The organism is Nocardioides sp. QY071 (assembly GCF_029961765.1).
Lineage (GTDB): Bacteria > Actinomycetota > Actinomycetes > Propionibacteriales > Nocardioidaceae > Nocardioides.
In genome coordinates this window covers 1,588,487-1,610,213 of the sequence record NZ_CP124681.1, presented here as the reverse complement: position 1 = coordinate 1,610,213, position 21,727 = coordinate 1,588,487, and the positions used below count along the sequence as shown (strand labels likewise).

The window sequence follows — 21,727 nt, the reverse complement described above, 5'->3', positions numbered from 1 at the left end:
ACTCATCGCCCGCGGTCGTGCTCAGTCCTGGTGGTGCCGCAGCAGCCCGTAGGTGAGGCTGTCCGCGAGCGCCTCCCACGACGCCTCGATCACGTTCGCGCCGACGCCGACGGTCACCCACGAGGACGCCCCGTCGGTGGTCTCGATGAGCACGCGGGTGATGGCGTCGGTGCCGTGCCCCTGGTCGAGGATGCGGACCTTGAAGTCGATCAGCTCGAACTTCGCGATCTCCGGGTACGCCTGCTCGATCGCCGAGCGCAGCGCCTGGTCGAGCGCGTTGACCGGGCCGTTGCCCTCCCCCGTCACGACGTAGCGCACGCCGGCCGCGGTGAGCTTCACGGTCGCCTCGGACACGGCCTCCTCGCCCGGCGCGGCGTGGGTGAGCGTCTCGGTGATCACGCGCCAGCTCTCGACGTCGAAGTACGACGGCCGGTGGCCGTCCACCTCCTCGGCGAGGAGCAGCTCGAAGGACGCGTCGGCGGCCTCGAAGGTGTAGCCGCTCAGCTCGAGCTCCTTGACCCGGTTGGTCACCCGGGTGACCAGCTCGGGGTTGTCGGAGAGGTCGAAGCCGAGCTCCTTGCCCTTGAGCTCGATGGTCGCGCGGCCGGCCATGTCGGAGACGAGCAGGCGCATGTCGTTGCCGACGCCGGCCGGGTCCATGTGCTGGTAGAGGTCGGGGTCGACCTTGATCGCGCTGGCGTGCAGGCCGGCCTTGTGGGCGAAGGCCGAGGCACCGACGTACGGCTGGCGCGCGGCGGGCGGCACGTTGGTCACCTCGGCGACGGCGTGCGCGATCCGGGTGGCCTCGGTGAGCAGGCCCGGCGGCAGCACCTGCTGGTCGAGCTTGAGCTCGAGGTTGGCGACGACGTTGACGAGGTCGGCGTTGCCGGTGCGCTCGCCGTAGCCGTTGATGCAGCCCTGGACGTGGGTGGCGCCCGCCTCGACGGCCGCCAGCGTGTTGGCGACGGCGAGGCCGGTGTCGTTGTGGCAGTGGATGCCGACCCGGACCTGGGTCGTCTCGAGCACGTCGTGCACGACGTCGGAGACCCAGCCCGGCAGCATGCCGCCGTTGGTGTCGCATAGGGCGACCACCTCCGCACCGGCGTCGTACGCCGTGCGCAGCACCTCGAGCGCGTAGGCCCGGTCGAGCCGGTAGCCGTCGAAGAAGTGCTCGGCGTCGAGGAACACCTGCTGGCCCTCGGCCCGCAGGTGGGAGACGGTGTCGCGGATCATCGCGAGGTTCTCCTCGAGCGTGGTCCGCAGCGCCTTCTCGACGTGGCCGACGTGCGACTTGGCGACCAGTGTGACAACGCCTGCACCACTGTCACGCAGCGCGGCGACCTGCGGGTCGTCGGCCGCGAGCAGGCCGGCGCGGCGGGTCGAGCCGAAGGCCGCGAGGCGGGCGTGCTCGAGGTCCAGCTCGAGCGCCGCCCGGCGGAAGAACTCGGTGTCCTTCGGGTTGGCGCCCGGCCAGCCACCCTCGATGTACCCGACGCCGAGCCCGTCCAGGTGCCGCGCGATGGCGAGCTTGTCGGCCACCGTGGGGTTGAGCCCCTCCTGCTGCATACCGTCGCGCAGGGTGGTGTCGTAGACGTGGAACGAGCCGTGGAGGTCGAGCTGCTGGGTCATCGGGGTTCTCTCGCTGGGTGTCACCTGGGCAAAACAAAAGCCTCCCGACAACGAGAGGCTGGCGCGTCCGACGGGGCGTCGGACGCGCTAACTAATGATTTCGAGACGGTCGCTGCGCGACCTCCTCAATCCAAGGATCGTCACGGTGATGGTGCTCACGAGGTCAGTGTGCCACGGACGCCCGGTCCGCCGGCTCGGAGTCCAAGGCTCAGAGGCCGAAGGGACCGGTGGCCCACGGGAACCACGCGACGCCGTTGCCGACGACGAGCACGCCCAGCCCGGCGGCGACCGCGAGCAGCACCGCGCAGGCGAGCAGCCACGGCACCGGCCGGCGGGCGAGCGGGTCGAGCACCCGGGAGACGGGCGAGCGGAACCGGCTGCTGCCCGGCCCCGACCACAGCGCGACACCGAGGGTCGTGCCGCCCGCCAGCAGCGTGGTCGGGACGTCGAGCGCGAGCGCGTAGCCCAGTAGCCCGGCCGCGATCCCCAGCCCGGCGCTCCACGCCACCAGCACCACGGTGCCGGTCGTGGCGCGGACGAGGTGCCACGGGCTCGTGGTGACCCAACGCAGGCCGTCGTACCACTTCACGCCGCGGACGGTACGACGGCTGGCGACCGCCGAGGCCGCCAGCGACCCGGCCCGCAGCAGCCACACGGCGAGCACGACGACGCCGGTGGCGACCCACGGCGCCGCGGCGAACCCGGCTCCGAGCGCGACCGCGCCCAGGCCCACGGCCACCCAGCGGCGCAGTCGCACGGCGAGCGGCGGCCTCGGCTGCGCGACGAACGCCTGCTCGAGATCCCACGCCTGGTCGAACTGCTCCTCCATCCGCGCCAGCGCCATCGCCGCCGCCGGCGGCGGGGCCGGCGGGAGCGCCGGCGCGGTCGGACCGGCCGTGGTCGGCGGGGCGGGCGGTACCGGCGGGGCGGGTGGCTCGACGGCGGTCGGCAGCACCTGGGTGCCGGGCGCCTCCGGCTCGGGCACCGTCGGTGGCGTGACCGGACCGGGCGCGACCGGCGCACCGGCCTGCGCGGCGAGGGCCAGTGGCAGCGTGAGGTCGTCGGGCACGGGGCCCGACGCCGTGAACAGGCCGCCCGGCACCGGCGCGGGCGACAGCTCGGGACGGGTGCTGAGCGGGCGCAGCCAGGCGAGCAGCTCCTCGAGCAGCGGACGCTCGAGCGGCTCGGGGTCGAGGGCGGCGGCCAGCACCTCGGCCAGCGGGCTCTCGATGCCGGACAGGTCGTGCTGGCCGCGGCGGGTGCGGTCCATGACAGCCATCGCCGGACCGCGCCCGTACGGCGCCCGCCCGCTCGCGGCGTACGCCACGGTCGCCGCCCACGCGTGCACGTCGGCGGCGGGGGTCGCCTCGTCGCCGTACAGGATCTCGGGCGCGAGGTAGCCGGGTGTGCCGAGCAGCCAGCCGGTCTGGGTGAGCCGGACGTCGTCAGTGACGCGGGCCAGGCCGAAGTCGATGAGGATCGGGGTGCGGCCCTCCATGAGCACGTTGCCCGGCTTCACGTCGCGGTGCAGCACGCCCGCGGCGTGGACCGCGGCGAGTCCCTCGGCGAGGCAGCCGGCGAGCCAAAGCAGGTCACGGCCGGTGACCGGGCCCTCGGTGGCGACGTGCTCGTGCAAGGAGAAGCCGGGGACGTAGCGGGTGACGACATAGGGCACCTCGGCCCAGGGGTCGGCGTCGATCATCTCCGCGACCCACGGGCTGCGCACCCGGGTCAGCGAGCCGACCTCCCGCGCCAGCCGGTTGCGCGCCTCCTGGTCGCCGACGACCTGCGGGCGCAGCACCTTGAGCGCGACCCGCTGCCCGTCGGGGCCCTGGGCGAGGTGGACGATGCCCATCCCGCCCTCGCCGAGCTTGGTGAGCAGCGCGTAGCGGCCCACGCGCGTGGGCGCGCTGCTGTCCGGGCGGAGGGTCACACCCCGAGGCTACCCAGCGGCGCCGCGGTTCAGGCCCGGGCACACCGACCCGTGCTGCGTCAGGAGGAGAGGATCTCGACGACGGTCACGACGATGCGCTTGACCAGCCGACCGACGGCGAGGACCAGCCGCACCAGCAGCGGGCGCGATCGGTCGCTACGCCTCGTCACGGGCGTCCAGCTCGTCCACGAGGCGCTTGGGCGCGACGGCACGGTACGACGCGTCGACGAGCTCGGTGATCTCGGACCAGTCGACCTCCGGGCGGGCGAGGTCGATCGCCCGCCAGGGAGCCGAGCCGGCGTACATCGGCACGAAGAAGCGGTCGTCCTCGTCGAGGGCGGGCAGCTCCTCCAGCGGGACCTTCACGCTCAGCGCGCTGTCGATGCGCCGGTGCGTGCCCGGCCCCGTCCTCAGCCCGGCGCCGAAGGTCGCGAAGACCTTGCCCTTCTCCCCCGCCTTGAAGCTCGGCCGGCCGTGGCTGACGAACTCGACCGCGTCCGGCAGCACTCGGCAGATCGCCCGCAGCTCGGCGAGGCCCGGGTCGTCGTCGGAGAACATGATCGGGTGCGCCATGGGTCCAGTATCAGCCAGCCGCCGCTCGAGCCTCCTCGCGGCGGCGCCGACGCCGGGCGGGCAGCCGGACCAGGAGGACGAGCAGCGGCAGCCCCCAGAAGACGCCGGTGAGGATCACGCCCATGCCGAGCAGCGAGCTGCCGGTGTCGTCGTACCCGACGACGGCATTGCGGCCGGGGTCCTCTTCGTCGTAGGCCACGGGCAGGGTCGAGCCGACCTCCGGTGACTGGTCGGGGCCGGCGAGGCCGCGGGCGCGGTGGGTGCTGCCGTCGGGCGCCGCGAACTCCACCTCGACCTTGCGCTTGGAGGCCTTGTGCGCATCGACGAACTCGACGACGGTGCCCTCCGCGCGCTGCCCCCCGCGCACCAGGGTGTCATGCCGGTCGACGGCGACCGCGCCCCAGACGATCAGCGCGGGACCACCGATCATGAACAAGAGGACGAAGGCCACCAGGGCGATGGAGCCGAGTCGATCACGCACGGACCGACCGTGCCACCGCGCGTCCTCGACGAAACCGGACGAGTCGGGTGGGTAGGAGTGATCTCTGGCTCACTCTCACCCACCCAACCGGGGTCAGTCGACGCGGCGCATCCAGCCGAAGGTGTCCTCGGCGCGCCCGAGCTGGACGCCGACGAGCGCCTCGCGGATCCGCATGGTGAGGTCCTGGCTGGCGGGCGCCGGGGTCTCGCCACCGGCGTACTTCAGCGAGCCGACGGGGGTGACCACGGCGGCGGTGCCGCAGGCGAAGACCTCGGTGATCCGGCCGCTCGCGATGCCCTCGCGCCACTCGTCGATGCCGAACTTCCGCTCGGTGACCTGGTGGCCCATCTTGCCGGCGAGCTCGATGATCGAGGAGCGGGTGATGCCCTCGAGGATGGTGCCGGTCTCCGGGGTGACGATCGAGCCGTCGTCGAAGACGAAGTACATGTTCATCCCGCCGAGCTCCTCGACGTACTTGCCCTCCTGGGCGTCGAGGAAGACGACCTGGTCGCAGCCCTGGGCGTAGGCCTCCTGCTGCGCGACCAGCGACGAGGCGTAGTTGCCGCCGGTCTTGGCCGCGCCCATGCCGCCGCGGCCGGCTCGGGTGTACTCCTCGGTCAGCCACAGCGTGACCGGCTTGATGCCGCCCTTGAAGTAGGCGCCGGCCGGGCTCGCGATCACCATGAAGGTGACGTGCTGGGCCGGGCGGACGCCGAGGAACTGCTCCGAGGCGAACATGAACGGGCGCAGGTAGAGGCTCTTCTCGCCACCGTCGGGGTTGCCCGGGACGAACCGCTCGTCGACCTTCACCAGCTCCTCCACGGCCTGGAGGAAGTCGGGCACCTCGAGCACCGGCAGCGCCAGGCGGTGGCTGGAGCGCTTCATCCGCTCCGCGTTGGCCTCGGGGCGGAACAGCCACAGCGAGTCGTCGTCGTGGCGGTAGGCCTTCATCCCCTCGAAGGTCTCCTGCGCGTAGTGCAGGACCGCGGCCGCGGGGTCGAGCGTGATCGGGCCGTACGGCGTGATGCGGGCGTCGTACCAGCCCTGCTCCGGGGTCCACTCGACGGTGAACATGTGGTCGGAGAAGTGCACCCCGAAGCCCGGGTTGGCCAGGATCTCCGCCAGACGGGCGTCGTCGGTCGGGTTCGCAGAGAGCGTGGTGGTGATCTGCATGGTCATCAGGTTAGTCCTCGTTAACGCGGGTCGGGAGTGGGCCGTCTGCCCGCGTCCAGGGGAACTCCCCTGACGCGGGCTCAGCCGGCTACTCGCGCGGCGATCGCGTCGCCCACCTCGGGCGTACGACGCTGCTGGCCCGGCACCCGGGCCTCGAGGTCGGCGAGCACCGCGGCCTCGACCTTCGCCGCGGCGGCGGGGTGGCCGAGGTGGTCGAGCAGGAGCGCACCGGACAGGATCGCAGCCGTCGGGTCGGCGATGAGCTGACCCGCGATGTCGGGGGCCGAGCCGTGCACGGGCTCGAACATGGACGGCGCGGTACGGTCCGGGTTCACGTTGCCGGAGGCCGCGAGGCCGATGCCACCGCTGATGGCAGCGGCGAGGTCGGTGACGATGTCGCCGAACAGGTTGTCGGTGACGATGACGTCGAAGCGCTGCGGGTCGGTCGTCAGGTAGATCATCACCGCGTCGATGTGGCTGTAGTCGGTCGTGACGTCGGGGTACTCCTGCGCCACCTGCTGGAACAGGCGCCACCACACCTGGCCCGCGTGGACGAGCACGTTGGTCTTGTGGACCAAGGTGAGCTTCTTGCGGGGGCGCTTGCGGGCGCGCTCGAAGGCGTCGCGGACGACCCGCTCGACGCCGTACGCCGTGTTGACCGAGACCTCGGTGGCGACCTCGGCCGGGGTGCCGACACGCAGGGCGCCGCCGTTGCCGGTGTAGGGGCCCTCGGTGCCCTCGCGGACGACCACGAAGTCGACCTCGCCCTTGGCCAGCACCTCCTCGGACAGCGGCGAGACCGAGCCCGGGTAGATGCGCGAGGGGCGCAGGTTGACGTAGTGGTCGAGCTCGAAGCGCAGCTTGAGCAGCAGGCCGCGCTCGAGGATGCCCGGGGGCAGGTTCGGGTCGTTGGGCTTGCCGCCGACCGCGCCCAGCAGCAGGGCGTCCTGGTTGCGGATCTCCTCGAGCACGCTGTCGGGCAGCACCTCGCCGGTGCGCAGGTAGCGCTCGGCACCGAGGTCGTACTGCGTCTGCGCGAACTTCAGGTCGGCCGGCGCCGCGACCTCGAGGACCTTGAGGGCCTCGGCGGTCACCTCGGGGCCGATCCCGTCACCGGGGATGACGCCGAGGGCGACCTGGCCGGTGGTGACGGGGGCTGCAGCAGAGGAGTCGGTCATGGGGAAAAACCTAGTTGTCGTCGGGGAGCCCGGCGTCACCGTCTCGCAGGTCAGTCCCCGCGGCCGGGGTGTCGAGCTGGGCCAGGTGGTAGGGGTGCTCCGGGTCGTGCTTGGCCGGTCCCCACTCGCGGGAGTCGCGGTACTGGGCGCCGGGGCGGGTCGAGGTGGTGAACATCGCTGGGTCTCCGTGAGAGCTGGTAGGTGCTGAGGACGTGCTGGACGACTGCAGTCCTGTGCCTCTCCCACCGCGGCGGGTGGGCGTCAGCTCGTGGGTCTCACGGGAGCTCGACTACGACGGGGGTGCGGATCGCGCGTTGCCGGCCGGTGGGCCCGCCGCGGTGCGGATCGGAGATGCGCCAGGACTTCTTCGGTTGGATCGAGAAGCCCGACGCGGTATCGGGAACGCCGCAGTCACCGCGGCGAGGTGGCCTCTCTCAGGCCTCGCCGCGGCGCACGATTACGAGAAGAGCGCTCCGCATGATGGGACGACTGTAGAGGAGCCGGGCGGCCGCTGTCCCGGTTTCGTCCAGCATGCGGGCGGCGAGCTGCATGAATCCCCGGATGTCCGGGATCCATGCGCTTGTCAGGGGTTGCAACACCTGACCGGCGCATGAGTTCCCTGACCGGCGTGACGGAAGGTGCGGGTGTGACGACCTCGGAACGGGTCTTCGGCGCGACCACGATCCGAGATCCGCGTCCCGCCCCTTGATCGCACGGGCGAGACTCAAGGCATGAGCGCGCCCCCCGAGCTTCCTGACGTGGTCCACCGCGCGTTCGACGTGTCCCGGCGCGCGGGCTACGTGTCGTTCTGCCGCAACGAGACCGGCCGGCTGCTCGCCGCGCTGGCTGCGACCCGCGAGGGCACCATGGCCGAGTTCGGCACGGGCTGCGGTGTCGGCACCGCCTGGCTGCGCTCCGGCGTACGCAACGACAAGGCGCGGATCCTCACCGCCGAGCTCGACCCGAAGCTCGCGGCCGCGGCCATCGAGATCTTCGACGAGGACCCGCTGGTCGACGTCCTCGAGGCCGACTGGTCCACGCTGATGGACAAGGGCCCGTTCTCGCTGCTCTTCCTCGACTCGGGCGACCGGTCGGCCGTCGGGGTCGACAAGATCGCCGACCTGGTCGAGCCCGGCGGCATCGTCGTGCTCGACGACTTCTTCCCCTGCGAGATGTGGCCGCCGATCACCGGCGGCCGGGTCGACACGCTGCGCGAGGAGTGGCTCACCGACGAGCGGTTCACCACGGTCGAGGTGATGGTCGCCCCGGACGCGTCCGCGCTCATCGCGACGCGGCGCTGACCTTCAGCCGTTCGCCTTCCGCTCGTCGTTGGCGATGTTGCGGGCGCTGGTCGAGCGACCGAGCGCGCGCACCTCGGCGTCCATGCGCGGCAGCAGGTCCGGGACCAGCTTGAGGATCGGACGGTTGCCGGCCGCGGAGTTGATGACGTTGCGGTTCAGGCCGGCACCGCGGACCCAGCCCGGGCAGTAGACGTGGCGCGACCGCTTCTCGACGCCCTTCACGAACGCCTTCACGCAGGCCTCGACACCGGTGGTCCGGTTGAGCGGCACAGGCAGCTTGCTCAGCAGCTCCTGGAAGGTCGGCAGGTCGCTCTTCGCGTCCTGCACCAGCGGGGTGTCGATCCACGACATGTGCGCCGAGCCGACCGCGATCCCCTGGTGGGCCACCTCGAGGCGCAGCGCGTTGGCGAAGTGCTCGACGCCTGCCTTGCTGGCGTTGTACGCCGCCAGGCCGGGTGCCGCCGCGAAGGCGGCCAGCGACGAGACCACCAGCAGGTAGCCCTTGCTCTCCGCGAGCGCCGGCACCGCGGCCCGGGCGGTGTTGAAGACGCCGACGATGTTGATGTCGACGGTGCGCTGGAACGCAGCCGGGTCGATCGCCATCACCGAGCCGTAGCTGGCGATGCCCGCGTTGGCGAGCACGGTGTCGAGCCGCCCGAAGCGCTCCAGCGTGGTCGCGACCGCCGCCTCCATCGCCGGCAGGTCGCACACGTCGGCCACGATCCCCTCGCACCGGTCCGCACCGATCGCCGCGACCGCCTCGGCCAGCGCCGGGGCGTCGAGGTCGGTCAGGGCCAGCCGGGCCCCCTTGGCCGCCAGCGCCTTGGCGGTCTCGAGCCCGATGCCGCGGGCGCCGCCGGTGATGAGGATGACCTGGTCCCTGATCGCCATGGACGCAGTGTCGCAGACACCCTCGTCGATGACGACGCGTCGTACCCGGCATTCGGGTCGCGATTCGGACTCGACCGCGACCCAGATGCCGGGTACGACGAGGACACCACGCCGCGGAGACTCACACCTCGCCGGGCTGCGCCCGCCGGATGACGATCCGGGTCCAGGCGCCGAGGTAGACCCGCGCGTCCGGCGCGATCTCACGCTTCTCCCCCGCCGGCACCGGATCCTTCGGCAACGGGCCGACGGCCGAGCCGAGATAGGTGCCGTTGGACGAGCCGAGGTCCTCGACCCACCAGCGGGTTCCGTCGGTGGTGAGCTGGCAGTGGCGCCGGCTGATGCCGTTGTCGGCGGCGAGGTCGATGTCGGGGTGGATTCCGCGGCTGCGGGAGGTGCGGCCGACGAGGATCGACGTCGTCCGGAGCGGTACGACGGTCGGCACGCCCGCGGACGGCAGCGGGTCGCTCGACTCCTGGTCGGCGTACCAGTCCGGGTCGATCCAGACCTCGGCCACCCATGCGTCGGCGAGCGGCGGGGCGATCGAGGCGTCCGGCGGGGTGGCAGCGGCGGACCTCTTGGCCTCGGCCGTGCCGGCATCGTCTGCACCGGCGGGTGAGGCGGCCGAGGCGGGAGCCCCGAGGTCGAGCACCGACGGCGTGACCGGGCGCGGCATCGAGCCGGTGGTGAAGTCGTAGCCGCAGGCCTCGCAGAACAGCGCGTTCGGCGGGTTGGCCGCCTGGCAGTTCGGGCACTCGGCCGTCGTGGGAGCGGCCGGAGCGGGCGGTGCGGCCGGGGCGGCCGGGGCGGCCGGCTCTGCGACAGCGGGCGTCGCCCCTGACCCGTCCGGGGACGGCGTACCGCCGCCCGCCGGGATCGGCAGGCCGCAGACGTCGCAGTAGTCGTCCGAGGCCGACTCGTGCCCGGACGGGCAGGTGCTCATGCCGTGGGCTCCTTGCGGATCCGCGTGGTCTTGGTCGAGGCGGTGTCGAGGGCCATCTCGTCGGCCTTCTCGACCGCCCGCTTGAGCCGGACCGTGCCCGTCTCCTCGTTGTCGACGTCGACGACCTTGCGCAGCTTGGAGGTGGCCTCGTCGTTGCCGGTCTCGGCAGCGAGCTGGACGGCGCGGCCGAGCTTGGTGGTCGCGGTCGCCTCGTCGCCGGCGGCCTTGGCCGCGAGGCCCTCCTGGATCGCCTGCGCGAGCTCGGCCTGACCGGTGTAGTGGGCGACCTGCTGGTCGATCCGGGTGGTGAGCTCGGAGTTGTTGGACCAGGTCGCCTTCACCAGGCCCTGCGCGACGACGTCGCTGCCGAGCGCGAGCTGGACCCGGGCGGCGAGCTGCTCCTGGCCGATCGCCTTGGCCGGCACCCGGACGGCGACGTGGTAGTCACGCGACTCGTCGGCCCACGCACCGGTCGGGTAGTCACCGGTGAGGGGGTTGACCGGCGTACGACGGCTGCTCAGGTCCTCGACCGTCGGCGAGACCTGGCGCACGAAGAGGACCTCGGCACCCTGCGGCGTCCACACCCGCAGCGACGCGTCGGCGACACCGCGGGCCATGGCGTTGCGCATGATCTCCTCGAACTGCGCCTTCATCTGGGCCGGGCTCGGGATGATGTCGACGGTGCCGAGCAGGGCCTGCGCGATCCGCCGGATCTCGGCGACCTGCCAGTCGGTGCCGGCACCGCGGCAGTCGGCCTGGAAGTAGCCGGTCGCGCGGTTGATCGCCTCGTCGAGGCGGCCCGGGCGCTCGCGGTTCTCGCCGTCGGTGAGCAGCAGGACGTGGCGCTGGGTGACCGCGCTGACCGAGGAGAAGAGCTGGCCGGCGAGGTCGAGCCAGGTGCTGATCGCCGTACCGCCGCTGCCGACGAAGCGGTCGATGGCCGAGGACGCCTCCTGGCGGGTGCGGGCGTCCATCTGCACCATGCCGGGGCCGCTGGAGACCTGGGGGTAGGCGAGCATCGCGCGGTCGGCGCCGGCGATCACGGCGAAGTAGGTGCCGTCGACGATCTCGGCGAGCGCGGCCTGGGCGCCCTCCTTGGCGGCGGCCATTGTCGCCGGGCCCATCGAGCCGGACGTGTCGACGATGATGATCTCGCCCGCGCTGCCCGCGCCGGACTGGCCGGCGGTGCCGGCGCCCTTGCAGGTGATCGTGACGATCGCGTTGACGTCGGTCCCGCCGTCGGGCAGGAACTCGTTCTGGTAGACGGCGGCGCTGAACTCAGCCATCGCTCGGCTCTCCTCCTGGGGTCGGCGTCTGGTCATTGTGCCCGAGGCCCGGAATCTCGACCCGGGCCAGGGCGGCGGTGATGTTGTCGTGCCCGCCGGCGCCGTTCGCGAACGCGACCAGCGCGAGGGCGAGGGCGAGCGGGTCGCTGGTGGCGGCGGCGCGGACCTGCGCGGCCAGCGCCTCCGGCTCGGAGGCGTAGTTCCACAGCCCGTCGGAGCAGGTGAGCAGCCAGCCGCTCCGGTCGACGTCGAGCGCGCCGATGGTGGGCTTCTGGTCCTCGGAGTCGCGCCCCAGCCACTTGGTGATCGCGTGCGCCTGCGGCCCGGTCTCGGCGATCTCGCGGGCCACGCCGGACGCGATCTGGGCCTGGGCGACGGAGTCGTCGACGGTGAGTTGGACGGGGGTGCCCTCGTCGGGCAGCCAGTAGGAGCGCGAGTCGCCGATGTTGGCCCAGGTGATCCGCCGGCCCTCGAGGACCGCGGTCGTGAAGGTCGCCGACGCCGGGTTGGGCGAGTCGGGGTCGGTGACGGCGACGATCGCGGTGTTGGCGGCGGCCGCGGCGTCGGTGAAGACCTTGCGTACGGCGGCGTCGCGGCTCTCCGGGGTCCCCATCCCCGCCGGCAGCGGCATCCGCAGCACCTCGCGGGCCGCTCGCGCCCCGGCCAGGGACGCGACGTCGGAGTCGATCGAGTTGGAGACGCCGTCCATCACGATCAGCACGGCGCGGGAGCCGGGCTGACCACCGGGCTGAGCGCCGGCGAGCAGCGCCATCGCGTCCTCGTTGCGGTTCTTGCCGATCGCCTTGTCGCACACGCCGGCGACCCAGGGCGCGGGCTGCTCCTGGAAGTGGTCGCGCTCGCTGGGTGCCTTGGTGCCGCACTCGAGGCAGTAGAGGTCGGGGCCGACCTCTCCCCCGCACTCGGTGCAGGGCCGACGTCCGGCCGGGGCCGGCGGGTCGGGCAGGGCCGAGGCGGGCTTGCGAGTGGGCGCGCTGATCGGGGCGTCGCCGAGCGGGTGGTCCGCGGCGGCCGCCGCGGCCGGCACGGGAGCGGCGGCAGGCGCCCCGACCTGGGCGCCGCAGTTCTCGCAGAAGCGGGCGCCCGGCGCGATCGCGGCCTGGCAGGAGGGGCAGTTCACGTGAGGCTCCAGTTCCGGACGGCGTTGGCCTGGTTGACCAGGGTGACCCGCTCCTTGAGGTCGACGGCGTCGCGCGCGAGCAGCCGCAGCGCGTTCTCGATCCCGTCACGCACACCGGCCTCGGTCGCCTCGACGGCACCGATCCGGGCACCGGCCGGCACCTTGCCGGCCGAGATCACGGGCAGCGCCTCGTTGAGGATCCGCACCGTGAACCGCTGCCGGGTCGCCTGGTCGACGCTCGAGGAGTCGATGGTGCGCATCGCCTGGTCGAGCACGGTGATGTCCTGCGCACTGCCCGACAGCAGCACCTCGGCCCGCTGCTGCCGGCTCTCGGTGTAGCCCCGGCTGGTCGTCGGCACCAGGTCGAGTGCGGCCACGGCGCCGGCGACGTCGTGGCGACCGGCCCGGACCCGGGCCATGCCGAACGCGGCCGGCGGGACGTAGGCGGCGTCGGTCGAGGCGCACACCAGGTAGAGGCCCTCGGCCACCTCCGGCAGCCCGCCGCGCTCGCAGGCGAACGCGAGCGCCAGCTTGGGGGCGAGCTCGCCGGGAACCTGCTGGTAGACGGCGTTGAACGACGCCTTCGCCGTCTCCCAGTCGCCGGCCTGGACCGAGGCGAGGCCCTCGATCCACAGCGCCCGCCACTCCCACGGGTCGTCGGTGAGCAGCCTCTGTGCGTGGTTCCTGGCCAGCACCGGGTCGCCGAGCGCGAGCGCCGCGTGGGCCCTGGCCAGCCACACCTCGGCGGTGTCCTCGGGCGCGGACTCGAGGTCCTTGAGCCGCTGCTTGGGGTCGTCGTCGCCGATCGTGCTCAGCCAGCCGTACTGCGGGTCGGTGGTGTCGGTGCGCAGGTCGGGCAGCTGGCTCCACTCGGTGATCGGACGAGCGGTCGCGGGCGACTCGAAGAGCACGGAGGCGGCCGACGTGGTCGCCGTACCCTGCCGCTTGCGGGCCACGACCTCGCGCAGCACGCCGAGGACCTGGGTACGCATCTCGTCGACGGAGGCGAACCGGTCGGCCGGGTCGGGAGCGCAGCACTTGGCGATCAGCTGGTAGAGCGAGTCGTACTCCTGGAACAGCGGCGTCGCGTCGACCGGCGGCAGGCTGTGCAGGTAGGTGCCCTGGTAGCCGCGGAACTCCATGCACAGCACGACCAGGGTGCGGCCGATCGTGTAGATGTCGGAGGCCACCGAAGGGCCGACCTCGGCCACCTCGGGCGCCTGGTAGCCGACCGTGCCGTAGATCGCCGACTCCTCGTCGTCGATGCGCCGCACGCCGCCTAGGTCGATCAGCTTCATCGCGTCGCCGACCTGGATCATGTTGTCGGGCTTGAAGTCGCAGTAGACCAGGCCGAGGTCGTGGAGGTACTGGAACGCCGGCAGCAGCTCGAGGATGTAGGCCAGGGCCTGGTCGACCGGCAGCGGGTCGTAGGCGCCGTTGTTGGCGACCATCCGCTGCTTGAGGATCTGCTTGAGCGACTTGCCGCCGACGTACTCCATCACGATGTAGCCGGCGCCCTCGTGCGTGACGAAGTTGTAGATCTCGACGATCAGCGGGTGCTCGACCTGCGCGAGGAACTGCTGCTCGGCGATCGCCGCGGCGAGCGCGTCGGGGTCGCCGGAGTTGAGCAGGCCCTTGAGCACGACCCACCGGTTGGAGACGTTGCGGTCGCGGGCGAGGTAGATCCAGCCGAGGCCGCCGTGGGCGAGCGCGCCCGCGACCTCGTACTGCCCGGCAACGAGGTCGCCCTGCTTCAGCTTCGGCGTGAACGAGAACTGCTGGCCGCAGTTGGGGCAGAACCCCTCGCTGCGCCCGGGCTGGCCGTCGATGCTGCGACCGACGGCGTTGCCGCACTTGGCGCAGCTGCGCTTGTCCTCGGGCACCTGCGGGTTGGCCATGATCGCCTTGGCGGCGTCGACCGGCGGCGCGGGAGGCACGACGGTGAGGCCGGCGCCGATCCGGGCCGCCCGCATCCGCTGCGAGCCGGTGCGGGTACGCCGCGTGGACGTGCTGCCCGTCGCGCCGGCGCGCTTGGAGCCGATCGCCGCGGACTGGACCCGGCTGGCGGCGGTGGCGGAGGTGCCCTCGCGTCCCGAGAGGGGCTGGGACTCGGCCATCGCCGTCGCCTCGGCGACCTTCGCACCGGGAACGGCCGGGGTGCCGCAGACGTCGCAGTAGCCGTCGAGGATCGTGCCCGTGCAGCCGGGCTGCTGGCAGGTCGAGGCGGCCACGCTGGCCGGGTTGCCCGCGACGGCCGCGGCGATGGGGGCCTTGACCGTGCCGGAGTCGCCGATCGGCGAGGCGGCGGCGGGCGCCGCGGCGGGAGTCGACGTGCCGCCGTCGCCGGGCATGCCGCACACGTCGCAGTAGCCGTCGACGATGCTGCCCGTGCAGCCGGGTTGGGTGCAGGCACCTGCGCTCATGGCGTCGTCTCCTTGGTCAGCCAGGTCTGGTACGTCGTGACGAGCTGCTTCGCGACCGCCATCGGGGTCGGCCGGCGCTCGAGGAGGTCGCGGGCGGACTTCTCGCTCGCGACGAGGTCGGGGTGCTCGGCGACCGCGGACGCGCGCGCCTTGGCGACGTACGCGTCGAGCAGCGCGGCGAGCTGGGTGTGCTCCTCGAGCGCCGCGGCGTAGGCGTGCTGGGCGATCTCGAGCGCCTGCGAGACCCGGTCGAGGCGCTCGAGGTAGGGGCCGATCGCGTCGGGGGTCACCGGCACCGGGCCGAGCAGGCCGACGTCGGGGACGGCGTACCGCGGCGCGGGGTCGACGGTCGCCACACAGGTCTCGGCGAGCTTGTGCAGCGCCGCCTCACGCGCCTCCAGGTCGGCGCGCAGCTCGCGCGCGGAGATCACCTGGTCGCGGGCGTCGCGGCGCCGGGCGTTGCCGACGATCAGGTCGCGCTCGAAGGTGGTCGCCTCGACCTCGAGCGGACCGAGCATGCCGCCGGCGTCGCCGCCGCGCTCGGCCTTCGCGGTGATGCCCTCGAGCCGCGACATCAGCTCGGCCAGCCGGTTGACCGCGACGTCGCGGGTCAGCGCAGGCTCCAGCCCGACCTGGTCGCGGATCCGCTCCAGCTGCGCTCGCAGCTCGCGGATCCGCGCGGCCTGCGCGTCGGCGCCCGGCACCAGCGCCAGCCTGCTGCGCAGCTGGCCGGTCAGCGCGTCACACAGCCGCCCGGCCTCGGGCAGCGACACCGCCAGCCCGCCTGGCAGCTCGGTCGCACCGTCGAGCCGGCCCCAGATCAGGGCCGAGATCCGCTCCCGCTCCTGCTGCAGGACCCGGCCGCCGTCCCAGGTCGCGAAGACCAGCTGGTAGCGGTCGGAGATCGCCTTCCACAGCGCCAGCGCCAGCGACATGTCGCCCGCCAGCTCTCCCCCGCGTCCCACCGCCAGGGCGGCCTGGTCGAGCTCGCCGAGCTCGGAGCGTCGTACGCGCAGCCAGGTGTCGAGCTCGCCCAGGTAGGCCTGAATCGCGGCAGGGTCCAGCGCGTCCCCGAGCCTGCCGGGGGCGGTGGGTGCCGTGGTGGTCATGGTGGTCTGCACGCTCACCGGCCGTAGACGGGGGCGGGCGGCGTGGCGGCAACCTTGAGGGTCGGCTTGAGCCACTCGTCGTAGATCCCGGTCCAGCGACCGTCGGCGCGCATCTGGTCGAGCACCGAGTTGACGAAGCGGACCAGCGCCACGTCGTCCTTGTTGAACGCCAGGCCGTACGGCTCGTCGGTCAGCTTCTCCTGCTGCGGCACCGCGGTGTAGGGATCCTGCGCAGCGAGCCCGGCGAGCACGGTGTCGTCGCCGGTGATCGCGTCGACCTCGCTGTTCTGGAACTTGATCAGGCAGCCCGTGTGGTTGGCCGCCTCGACCGGGATCACGTCGGGCTCGATCTTCTTGATGTTGGCGACGCTGGTCGTCGCGGTCGGAGCACACACCCGCTTTCCGGCCAGGCTGGCCGGACCGGTGTACTTCTCGGCCTCGTCGCTGCCGACCAGCACCTTCTGGGTCGCGTTGTAGTAGACGGCCGAGAAGCCGACCTGCGCCCAGCGGTCGCAGTTGACCGTCATGTTGCGCGCGACCATGTCGATCTCGCCGTTCTTCAGCATGTCGATGCGCTGCGCCGCCGAGATCACCCGGAGGTCGAGGGTGACGTCGAGCGCCTTGGCGATGGCCTGGGCGAAGGCGATGTCGAAGCCCTTGAGCTGGCCGTCGGTCGGGTCGGTGAAGCCCATCTTGTAGGTGTCACCGGACACGCCGACGACCAGGCGCCCCTTGTTGGTCAGCTGCTTGACCGCGGCCGCCTTGTCGTTGCTCGGGTCGTAGGACTGGGTGGGGTTCGTGCACTCGACCGGGGTCGCGGCCGGTGCCGGCGAGGACCCCGCGTCGCCCTTCGGCTTCGGCAGCGGCGTGGCGTCGTACCCGCAGCCCGCGAGCAGTGCCGCCGTCGCGGTCAGCGCGACCGCCAGGACTCGGACCCTGGTCATGAGAACTCCCTTCGTCGCTCGCCGATACCTCGCGCGACCGACAGCGCGGCCGCGACACCGAGGAGCAGCGTCAGCCCGCTCATGAGCAGGGCGAACCAGCGGCCGCTGCGCAGGTCGTCGGTCGCCACGGCGCCGTTCTTCTCGACCGCGGCGCGGGTGGCGTCGTCGAAGGGTTGGAAGGCCTTGCCGCTCTCCTCGATCGCCTTCGTGCGCGCCTGCTCCCACTCGCCGTCGTTGTCGAGCTTCACGATCTCGTCGTGCACCTTCGTGTAGGCGTCCCAGTCACCGGCCGCCCCGGTGTCCGACGCGTCGACCGCCTCGGCCGAGGTCTTCCAGTTGTCCTCGTAGGTCGCACCGGAGCCGCGCTTGATCAGCCGCAGGCTCTCGTTGGCCTTCGCGTCGTTGCCGGCGGTGCGGGCGTTGGCCTCGTGGACCGCCGTCGCGAACTCGCCGTCGCGCAGGCTGTCGTTGGAGCTGTCCCGGATCCAGGCACCGGCCACCGTGACCAAGGTGACCGCCAGCACGATGACGGCCGCGATCGCGAGCCCCTTGTTGATCCGCCGCCGGAAGTGCTTGGCCAGCTCCCGGTTGAGCCACACCAGCGCCCCCAGGATCACGACGCCGAAGAGGAACAGCCAGATCGGGTGCTGCCCGTTCATGGCGTCCTCGGCGCGCTGCTGGTTGGCCTTGATCAGCTCGTCGAGGATCGGCAGTGCGCTGGCGCGCAGCTCGACGCTGGACGTGCTGAGGTACTCCGCGCCGATCGGGAAGTTCTGCCGGTTGTTGTCGCGTCCCTGCGCGACCCCCGTGGCGTACTCGGTCACCTCGACATTGAGCGCGGCGAGGGCCTTGCGGTCGGCGGGCTGGGCCTCGGCCGCGTCGGCGATGTCCTTGAGGACACCGTCGATCGCGGCGTCGTACTCCTTGCGCTGGGCCGGGTCCTCCAGGCCGCCCTTGAGGAAGGCGTTGGTCGCGAGCGCGTCGGCGCGCAGCAGCGAGGTCTTGACCTCCTGGACCCGCAGCAGCTGCTCGGTGTCGCCGGCCGCGCGACCGTCGGACTGCCAGCCCACGAACTGCACGAGCGCGCTGACGATGCCGAAGACGATGGCCACGCTCATGCCGATCAGCTGCCAGCGGTTGAGCAACGCCGGCGTGTCGACGTACGACGACGCGGGCTGGGCCGCGGGTGCGGGTGCCGCCGCGGCGGGCGCGGGTGCGGCGGCGGGGGGTGGCGGGGCGGCCGCGGGGGTGGCGGTCTGGCTCACGACTCCTCCTCGGGGGTCTCGGCCTGGGGGTCCTTCGGCTTCCGGGCGACCGTGGCGTCGTCACCGAACGGGTCGACCGGCTCGGCGGGCGGAGCGTCCGCTGGCGCGGCCACCGCACCGTCGGTGGGCGCGGCGACGTCGTTCTCGTCGTTGGGGTCGACTACGAGGTCCTCGGGCTCGAGGGCGCGCAGCTGCTCCAGGGTGGGGGCCGCGATGTCGCGCAGACGCCAGGCGTGGCGGCCGATCGCGGCCTCCATCAGGTTGCGCACGAACCGCGCGTTGCCGAACGACGGCCCGCGCTCGGTGCCGCCGAGGATCTCGCGCAACCGCGCCAGCACCGGCTCGCCGGCGTCGTAGTCGGCACCTTCGACCATCGACGCGAAGATCGCGACCAGCTCGTCGTCGGTGTAGTCGGAGAAGTCGATCGTGGTCCGGAACCGGCTCTCCAGGCCCGGGTTCTCGGAGATGAAGATCGCCATCGGGAGCGGGTACCCGGCGACGATGACCACGAGGTCCTCGCGCTTGTCCTCCATCTCCTTGACCAGGGTGTCGATCGCCTCCTTGCCGTACTGGTCACCGGAGAGGGAGTACGCCTCGTCGATGAACAGCACGCCGCCCTCGGCCGACTTCACGACCTCGGCGGTCTTCGCGGCGGTCTGGCCGAGATAGCCGGCCACCAGCTCGGATCGGTCCACCTCGACCAACTGGCCCTTGGTGAGCAGGCCGAGTGCGCGGTAGATGCCGGCGACCAGGCGCGCGACCGTGGTCTTGCCGGTGCCGGGGTTGCCGTTGAAGACGAGGTGGCGGGTGATCGTCGGGCTCTCCAGCCCGGCCTTCTTGCGCAGGCCCTCGACGCGGAGCACGGCGGCCTGGCGGTGGATCTCGCCCTTGACGTTGGCCAGGCCGATCAGCCCGTCGAGCTCGGTGAGCAGCTCCTCGACGCTCTTGGTGGGCTCGGGGTCCTCGGCCGGCTTCTCGACGGGCTGCTCCGGCTCCGCCGTCTGGGTCTGTACGCCGTCCGCGGACGGCACCACGGGCGCGTCGGTGGACGCCGTCGGGGTCGCCTCGTTGAGCGCGCCGAGCTGGCGGCGCACCTGCTCGCCGACGCGGCGTACCTGGTCGAGCATCTGGTCGCCGAGCCCGGGCACCGGCTGGCGCGTGGGAAGGTCGAAGGCGCCCCGCGGTGGTTGAGGTGCGAGGTCGCCCAGCGACCGAGCCTCGAAACCGCCGCCCATCTGCGCGGTGGTGACCGTGGTGGCGGCGCCGACCGCATCGGGACCGGGCTCGCCGAGCGCGGAGCCGGCCAGCGCGACGTCGGCGAGCGCGCCGGCGTAGTCGGCCGACGCGGCGGACTTCTCCAGCAGCAGCTGGGACATCAGCGGCGTCGGGCCGGCGCGGAACCGGTTGCCCCGCTTGGCCGCGAGCATGTGCTCCTCGGCCGAGCGCTCACGCCCGGTCTGCGCGCACCAGTCGACGAAGGCGCCACGGGAGCGCTCGGAGACGGTGGCGGCGACGGCCTCGCCCTCGGCACGGGCGGCGGCCTCGTCGAGCCCGGCGGTGCGGGCCGCGGCGACGAGGGCGTCGAGGGCTTCGGTGAGCGTCGTCATGGGGTTCCCAGCGTGAGGTCGGGGCCGCCCGAGGAGGAGTGGCCGAACTTGGCGTCGAGGAAGCGGCTGTGGGCGATCAGCGCCTGCGCGTCGGCGCGGTTGGCGGCGTCGAGGATCTGGTCCATCGTGACCCCGAGCAGCTCGAGCGCCTCGATGAGGATCAGCAGCGCCGTCTTCGGCCCGTCGATCGGCCGGGTGTCGGCCCAATCACGCGGCAGCCGGAGGTAGGACTGCAGCGCCTCAGGGAGGTAGTCGGTCGCCGTCGCCACCACCGAGTAGGACTCCTCGCTGCCCAGGCCGAGCTGGCTGAGCCGCGGCAGCGTCTGGTTGATCGTGCGCGCGATCCGCTGCACCCGCGAGATGACCACCGGCGGCGCGTTGTTGTCGGTGAGCATCGCGTACACCTGGTTGAGCGCGGCACGGATGTCCTGCTCGGTCGGCGCCGGCGGTACGACGTACGCCGGCTCCTGCGCAGCACTCCGAGACCGCCGCCACCACGACTTCAGCCCCACCCGAAAACTGTCCTGTCCCCTGTGCTGTCAGCTCAGCCGATGTCCAGCGTGCCGGCCGCGTTGCGGGCGTCGTGCTGCTGGACGCGGTCGAGGTAGGCCTTCGACTTCTGCACCTCGTTCTCGAGCACGCCGATCGTGGTCGACATATTGTCGAGCGCCTTGAGCTTGAACTCGTCGATCGAGTCCATCGTCGCGTAGATGTTGGCGAACGCGGCCTGCAGCTGCTCGATGCCGATGGTCGAGGACGCGGCCTGCTCCTGGATCGCGGCGGAGTTCTCCTTGAGCATCTCCGAGGTGCGCTGGATCATCGCGGACGTAGTGGTGTTGAGCGCCGTGATCTGGTCGAGGACCAGCTTCTGGTTGCTCAGCGCCTGGGCGACGATGACCGCCGTACGCAGGGCGGAGATGGTCGTCGTGGTCGCCCGGTCGACGCCCTTGATCAGCTCGATGTTGTTCTTGATGATGATGTCGATGGCGAGGTACGCCTGGATCGACACCGCCAGCTGGGTCAGCAGGTCCTGGTGCTTCTGGCGGACGTAGAACAGGACGTCCTGCGACAGGGTCTTGGCCGTCTCGGGGTCGCTCAGCTCGAGCTCGGCGATCTTGGCCGACAGCTTCGCGTCGAGCTTCTCGGCGACGTAGATGTACTGGTTGAGCCGGCCCATCACGCCCCAGAGGTTGGTCTTCTCCAGGTTGAGCGCGACGTTGTCGCGGGTCAGCTCGTCCTGCCCGCTGCGCAGCGAGTGGAGGATGCCGTTGAGCTGGCTCTGCGAGGACTGGTACTTGCGGAAGTAGTCCTCGATCTTGTCGTTGAAGGGCAGCTTGTCCCACCACTTCTTCACGCCGGTCGCCTGACCGGGGTCGAGGTCCTCGACCGTGCGGCGCAACTCGAGGAGCGTCTTGCCGACCGTCGAGCCCTGCGCGATGCCGCCCGACTTGAGCGCGGTGACCGGCTTGTCGAGCATCCGGTTGGACGTCTCGGCCGCCTTGCGGATGTCGGCGTCGCCCATCGTGCGCACGTTCTCGGCCTGCGCCGCGAACTCCGGGCTGCCCGCCTTGGCCGCCGCGAGCGAGGCCAGGAAGTTGTCGACCTTCGCGTCGAGCTCGGGCACCATCGCCGCCTCGACCTGCGGCGCCATCTTGGGCGCCTGGGTCTCCACGACCGGAGCCGGCGCCTCCGGTGCCGTCAGCGTGATGGCCGGCTCGGGAGGGGCGAGCGGGGCGGGCTCGGGGGCAGCGGCCTGGGAACCGTCGGTGGTCATGGCCCGAGCCTATCCAGCGAACCCTCTCCTCATGCAGGGTCAGGCGGGCAAATCAGGGTCCGGTTCAGGGATCCCACCGACT

At 72.1% G+C, this 21,727-nt stretch carries 19 protein-coding genes; 1 reads left to right on the top strand and 18 read right to left on the bottom strand.

Going from position 1 to position 21,727, the window contains the following annotated elements; genetic code table 11:
* Nucleotides 1-21: 21 nt before the first annotated feature.
* The 7 genes from cimA to QI633_RS07630 all read right to left on the bottom strand — a co-directional run bounded on the left by cimA (nucleotide 22) and on the right by QI633_RS07630 (nucleotide 7,142).
* Nucleotides 22-1,629 carry a citramalate synthase gene (gene cimA / locus QI633_RS07660; RefSeq protein WP_141799681.1) on the bottom strand — a complete coding sequence of 536 codons (1,608 nt, stop codon included), beginning with the start codon at nucleotides 1,627-1,629 and terminating at the stop codon, nucleotides 22-24.
* 208 nt (nucleotides 1,630-1,837) lie between these two features.
* Nucleotides 1,838-3,562: a serine/threonine-protein kinase gene (locus QI633_RS07655; protein ID WP_282428583.1), complete on the bottom strand. Its 1,725-nt coding sequence runs from the start codon at nucleotides 3,560-3,562 to the stop codon at nucleotides 1,838-1,840.
* Nucleotides 3,563-3,718: 156 nt separating this feature from the next.
* Entirely contained in the window at nucleotides 3,719-4,135 is a 417-nt protein-coding gene (locus tag QI633_RS07650; RefSeq protein ID WP_141799683.1) for an MmcQ/YjbR family DNA-binding protein, read from the bottom strand.
* Nucleotides 4,136-4,145: 10 nt separating this feature from the next.
* Nucleotides 4,146-4,616 carry a DUF3592 domain-containing protein gene (locus tag QI633_RS07645; protein WP_141799684.1) on the bottom strand — a complete coding sequence of 157 codons (471 nt, stop codon included), beginning with the start codon at nucleotides 4,614-4,616 and terminating at the stop codon, nucleotides 4,146-4,148.
* Between the two features lie 93 nt (nucleotides 4,617-4,709).
* The gene (locus tag QI633_RS07640) at nucleotides 4,710-5,789 is read right to left on the bottom strand and encodes a branched-chain amino acid aminotransferase (protein ID WP_260806594.1); all 1,080 of its coding nucleotides are present in this window, start codon (nucleotides 5,787-5,789) and stop codon (nucleotides 4,710-4,712) included.
* 80 nt (nucleotides 5,790-5,869) lie between these two features.
* Entirely contained in the window at nucleotides 5,870-6,967 is a 1,098-nt protein-coding gene (locus QI633_RS07635; RefSeq protein ID WP_141799686.1) for a 3-isopropylmalate dehydrogenase, read from the bottom strand.
* Between the two features lie 10 nt (nucleotides 6,968-6,977).
* Nucleotides 6,978-7,142: a hypothetical protein gene (locus QI633_RS07630; protein ID WP_160158296.1), complete on the bottom strand. Its 165-nt coding sequence runs from the start codon at nucleotides 7,140-7,142 to the stop codon at nucleotides 6,978-6,980.
* Between the two features lie 556 nt (nucleotides 7,143-7,698).
* Between QI633_RS07630 and QI633_RS07625 the strand changes: the two genes are divergently transcribed.
* Entirely contained in the window at nucleotides 7,699-8,268 is a 570-nt protein-coding gene (locus QI633_RS07625; protein ID WP_141799687.1) for a class I SAM-dependent methyltransferase, read from the top strand.
* 3 nt (nucleotides 8,269-8,271) lie between these two features.
* Here QI633_RS07625 and QI633_RS07620 read toward each other — a convergent pair whose 3' ends face one another.
* The 11 genes from QI633_RS07620 to QI633_RS07570 all read right to left on the bottom strand — a co-directional run bounded on the left by QI633_RS07620 (nucleotide 8,272) and on the right by QI633_RS07570 (nucleotide 21,645).
* On the bottom strand, nucleotides 8,272-9,159 hold the full coding sequence (locus tag QI633_RS07620; RefSeq protein WP_141799688.1) for an SDR family oxidoreductase: 888 nt from the start codon (nucleotides 9,157-9,159) through the stop codon (nucleotides 8,272-8,274).
* A 121-nt stretch (nucleotides 9,160-9,280) separates the two neighbouring features.
* On the bottom strand, nucleotides 9,281-10,099 hold the full coding sequence (locus QI633_RS07615; RefSeq protein WP_141799689.1) for an FHA domain-containing protein: 819 nt from the start codon (nucleotides 10,097-10,099) through the stop codon (nucleotides 9,281-9,283).
* Nucleotides 10,096-11,385 carry a VWA domain-containing protein gene (locus QI633_RS07610; protein ID WP_141799690.1) on the bottom strand — a complete coding sequence of 430 codons (1,290 nt, stop codon included), beginning with the start codon at nucleotides 11,383-11,385 and terminating at the stop codon, nucleotides 10,096-10,098. Before QI633_RS07610 ends, QI633_RS07615 begins: the two co-directional genes overlap by 4 nt.
* Nucleotides 11,378-12,523 (bottom strand): zinc-ribbon domain-containing protein, encoded by a 1,146-nt coding sequence (locus QI633_RS07605; RefSeq protein WP_141799691.1) that lies wholly within the window; start codon nucleotides 12,521-12,523, stop codon nucleotides 11,378-11,380. Before QI633_RS07605 ends, QI633_RS07610 begins: the two co-directional genes overlap by 8 nt.
* The gene (locus QI633_RS07600) at nucleotides 12,520-14,946 is read right to left on the bottom strand and encodes a serine/threonine-protein kinase (protein WP_141799692.1); all 2,427 of its coding nucleotides are present in this window, start codon (nucleotides 14,944-14,946) and stop codon (nucleotides 12,520-12,522) included. The genes QI633_RS07605 and QI633_RS07600 overlap by 4 nt, the downstream gene beginning before the upstream one ends.
* Nucleotides 14,943-16,055 (bottom strand): hypothetical protein, encoded by a 1,113-nt coding sequence (locus QI633_RS07595; protein WP_141801164.1) that lies wholly within the window; start codon nucleotides 16,053-16,055, stop codon nucleotides 14,943-14,945. The genes QI633_RS07600 and QI633_RS07595 overlap by 4 nt, the downstream gene beginning before the upstream one ends.
* A gap of 14 nt (nucleotides 16,056-16,069) precedes the next feature.
* Nucleotides 16,070-16,999, bottom strand: a complete 930-nt coding sequence (locus tag QI633_RS07590) for a glutamate ABC transporter substrate-binding protein (RefSeq protein ID WP_282428582.1) — start codon at nucleotides 16,997-16,999, stop codon at nucleotides 16,070-16,072.
* Nucleotides 16,996-18,264 carry a hypothetical protein gene (locus tag QI633_RS07585; RefSeq protein ID WP_282428581.1) on the bottom strand — a complete coding sequence of 423 codons (1,269 nt, stop codon included), beginning with the start codon at nucleotides 18,262-18,264 and terminating at the stop codon, nucleotides 16,996-16,998. The genes QI633_RS07590 and QI633_RS07585 overlap by 4 nt, the downstream gene beginning before the upstream one ends.
* Nucleotides 18,261-19,871 carry an AAA family ATPase gene (locus QI633_RS07580; RefSeq protein WP_282428580.1) on the bottom strand — a complete coding sequence of 537 codons (1,611 nt, stop codon included), beginning with the start codon at nucleotides 19,869-19,871 and terminating at the stop codon, nucleotides 18,261-18,263. The genes QI633_RS07585 and QI633_RS07580 overlap by 4 nt, the downstream gene beginning before the upstream one ends.
* Nucleotides 19,868-20,383, bottom strand: coding sequence for a hypothetical protein (locus QI633_RS07575; RefSeq protein ID WP_141799694.1), 516 nt, complete (start codon nucleotides 20,381-20,383; stop codon nucleotides 19,868-19,870). The genes QI633_RS07580 and QI633_RS07575 overlap by 4 nt, the downstream gene beginning before the upstream one ends.
* Before the next feature lie 32 nt (nucleotides 20,384-20,415).
* A complete protein-coding gene (locus tag QI633_RS07570; protein WP_141799695.1) occupies nucleotides 20,416-21,645 on the bottom strand; it encodes a toxic anion resistance protein in 1,230 nt (409 codons plus the stop codon).
* Nucleotides 21,646-21,727: the final 82 nt, after the last annotated feature.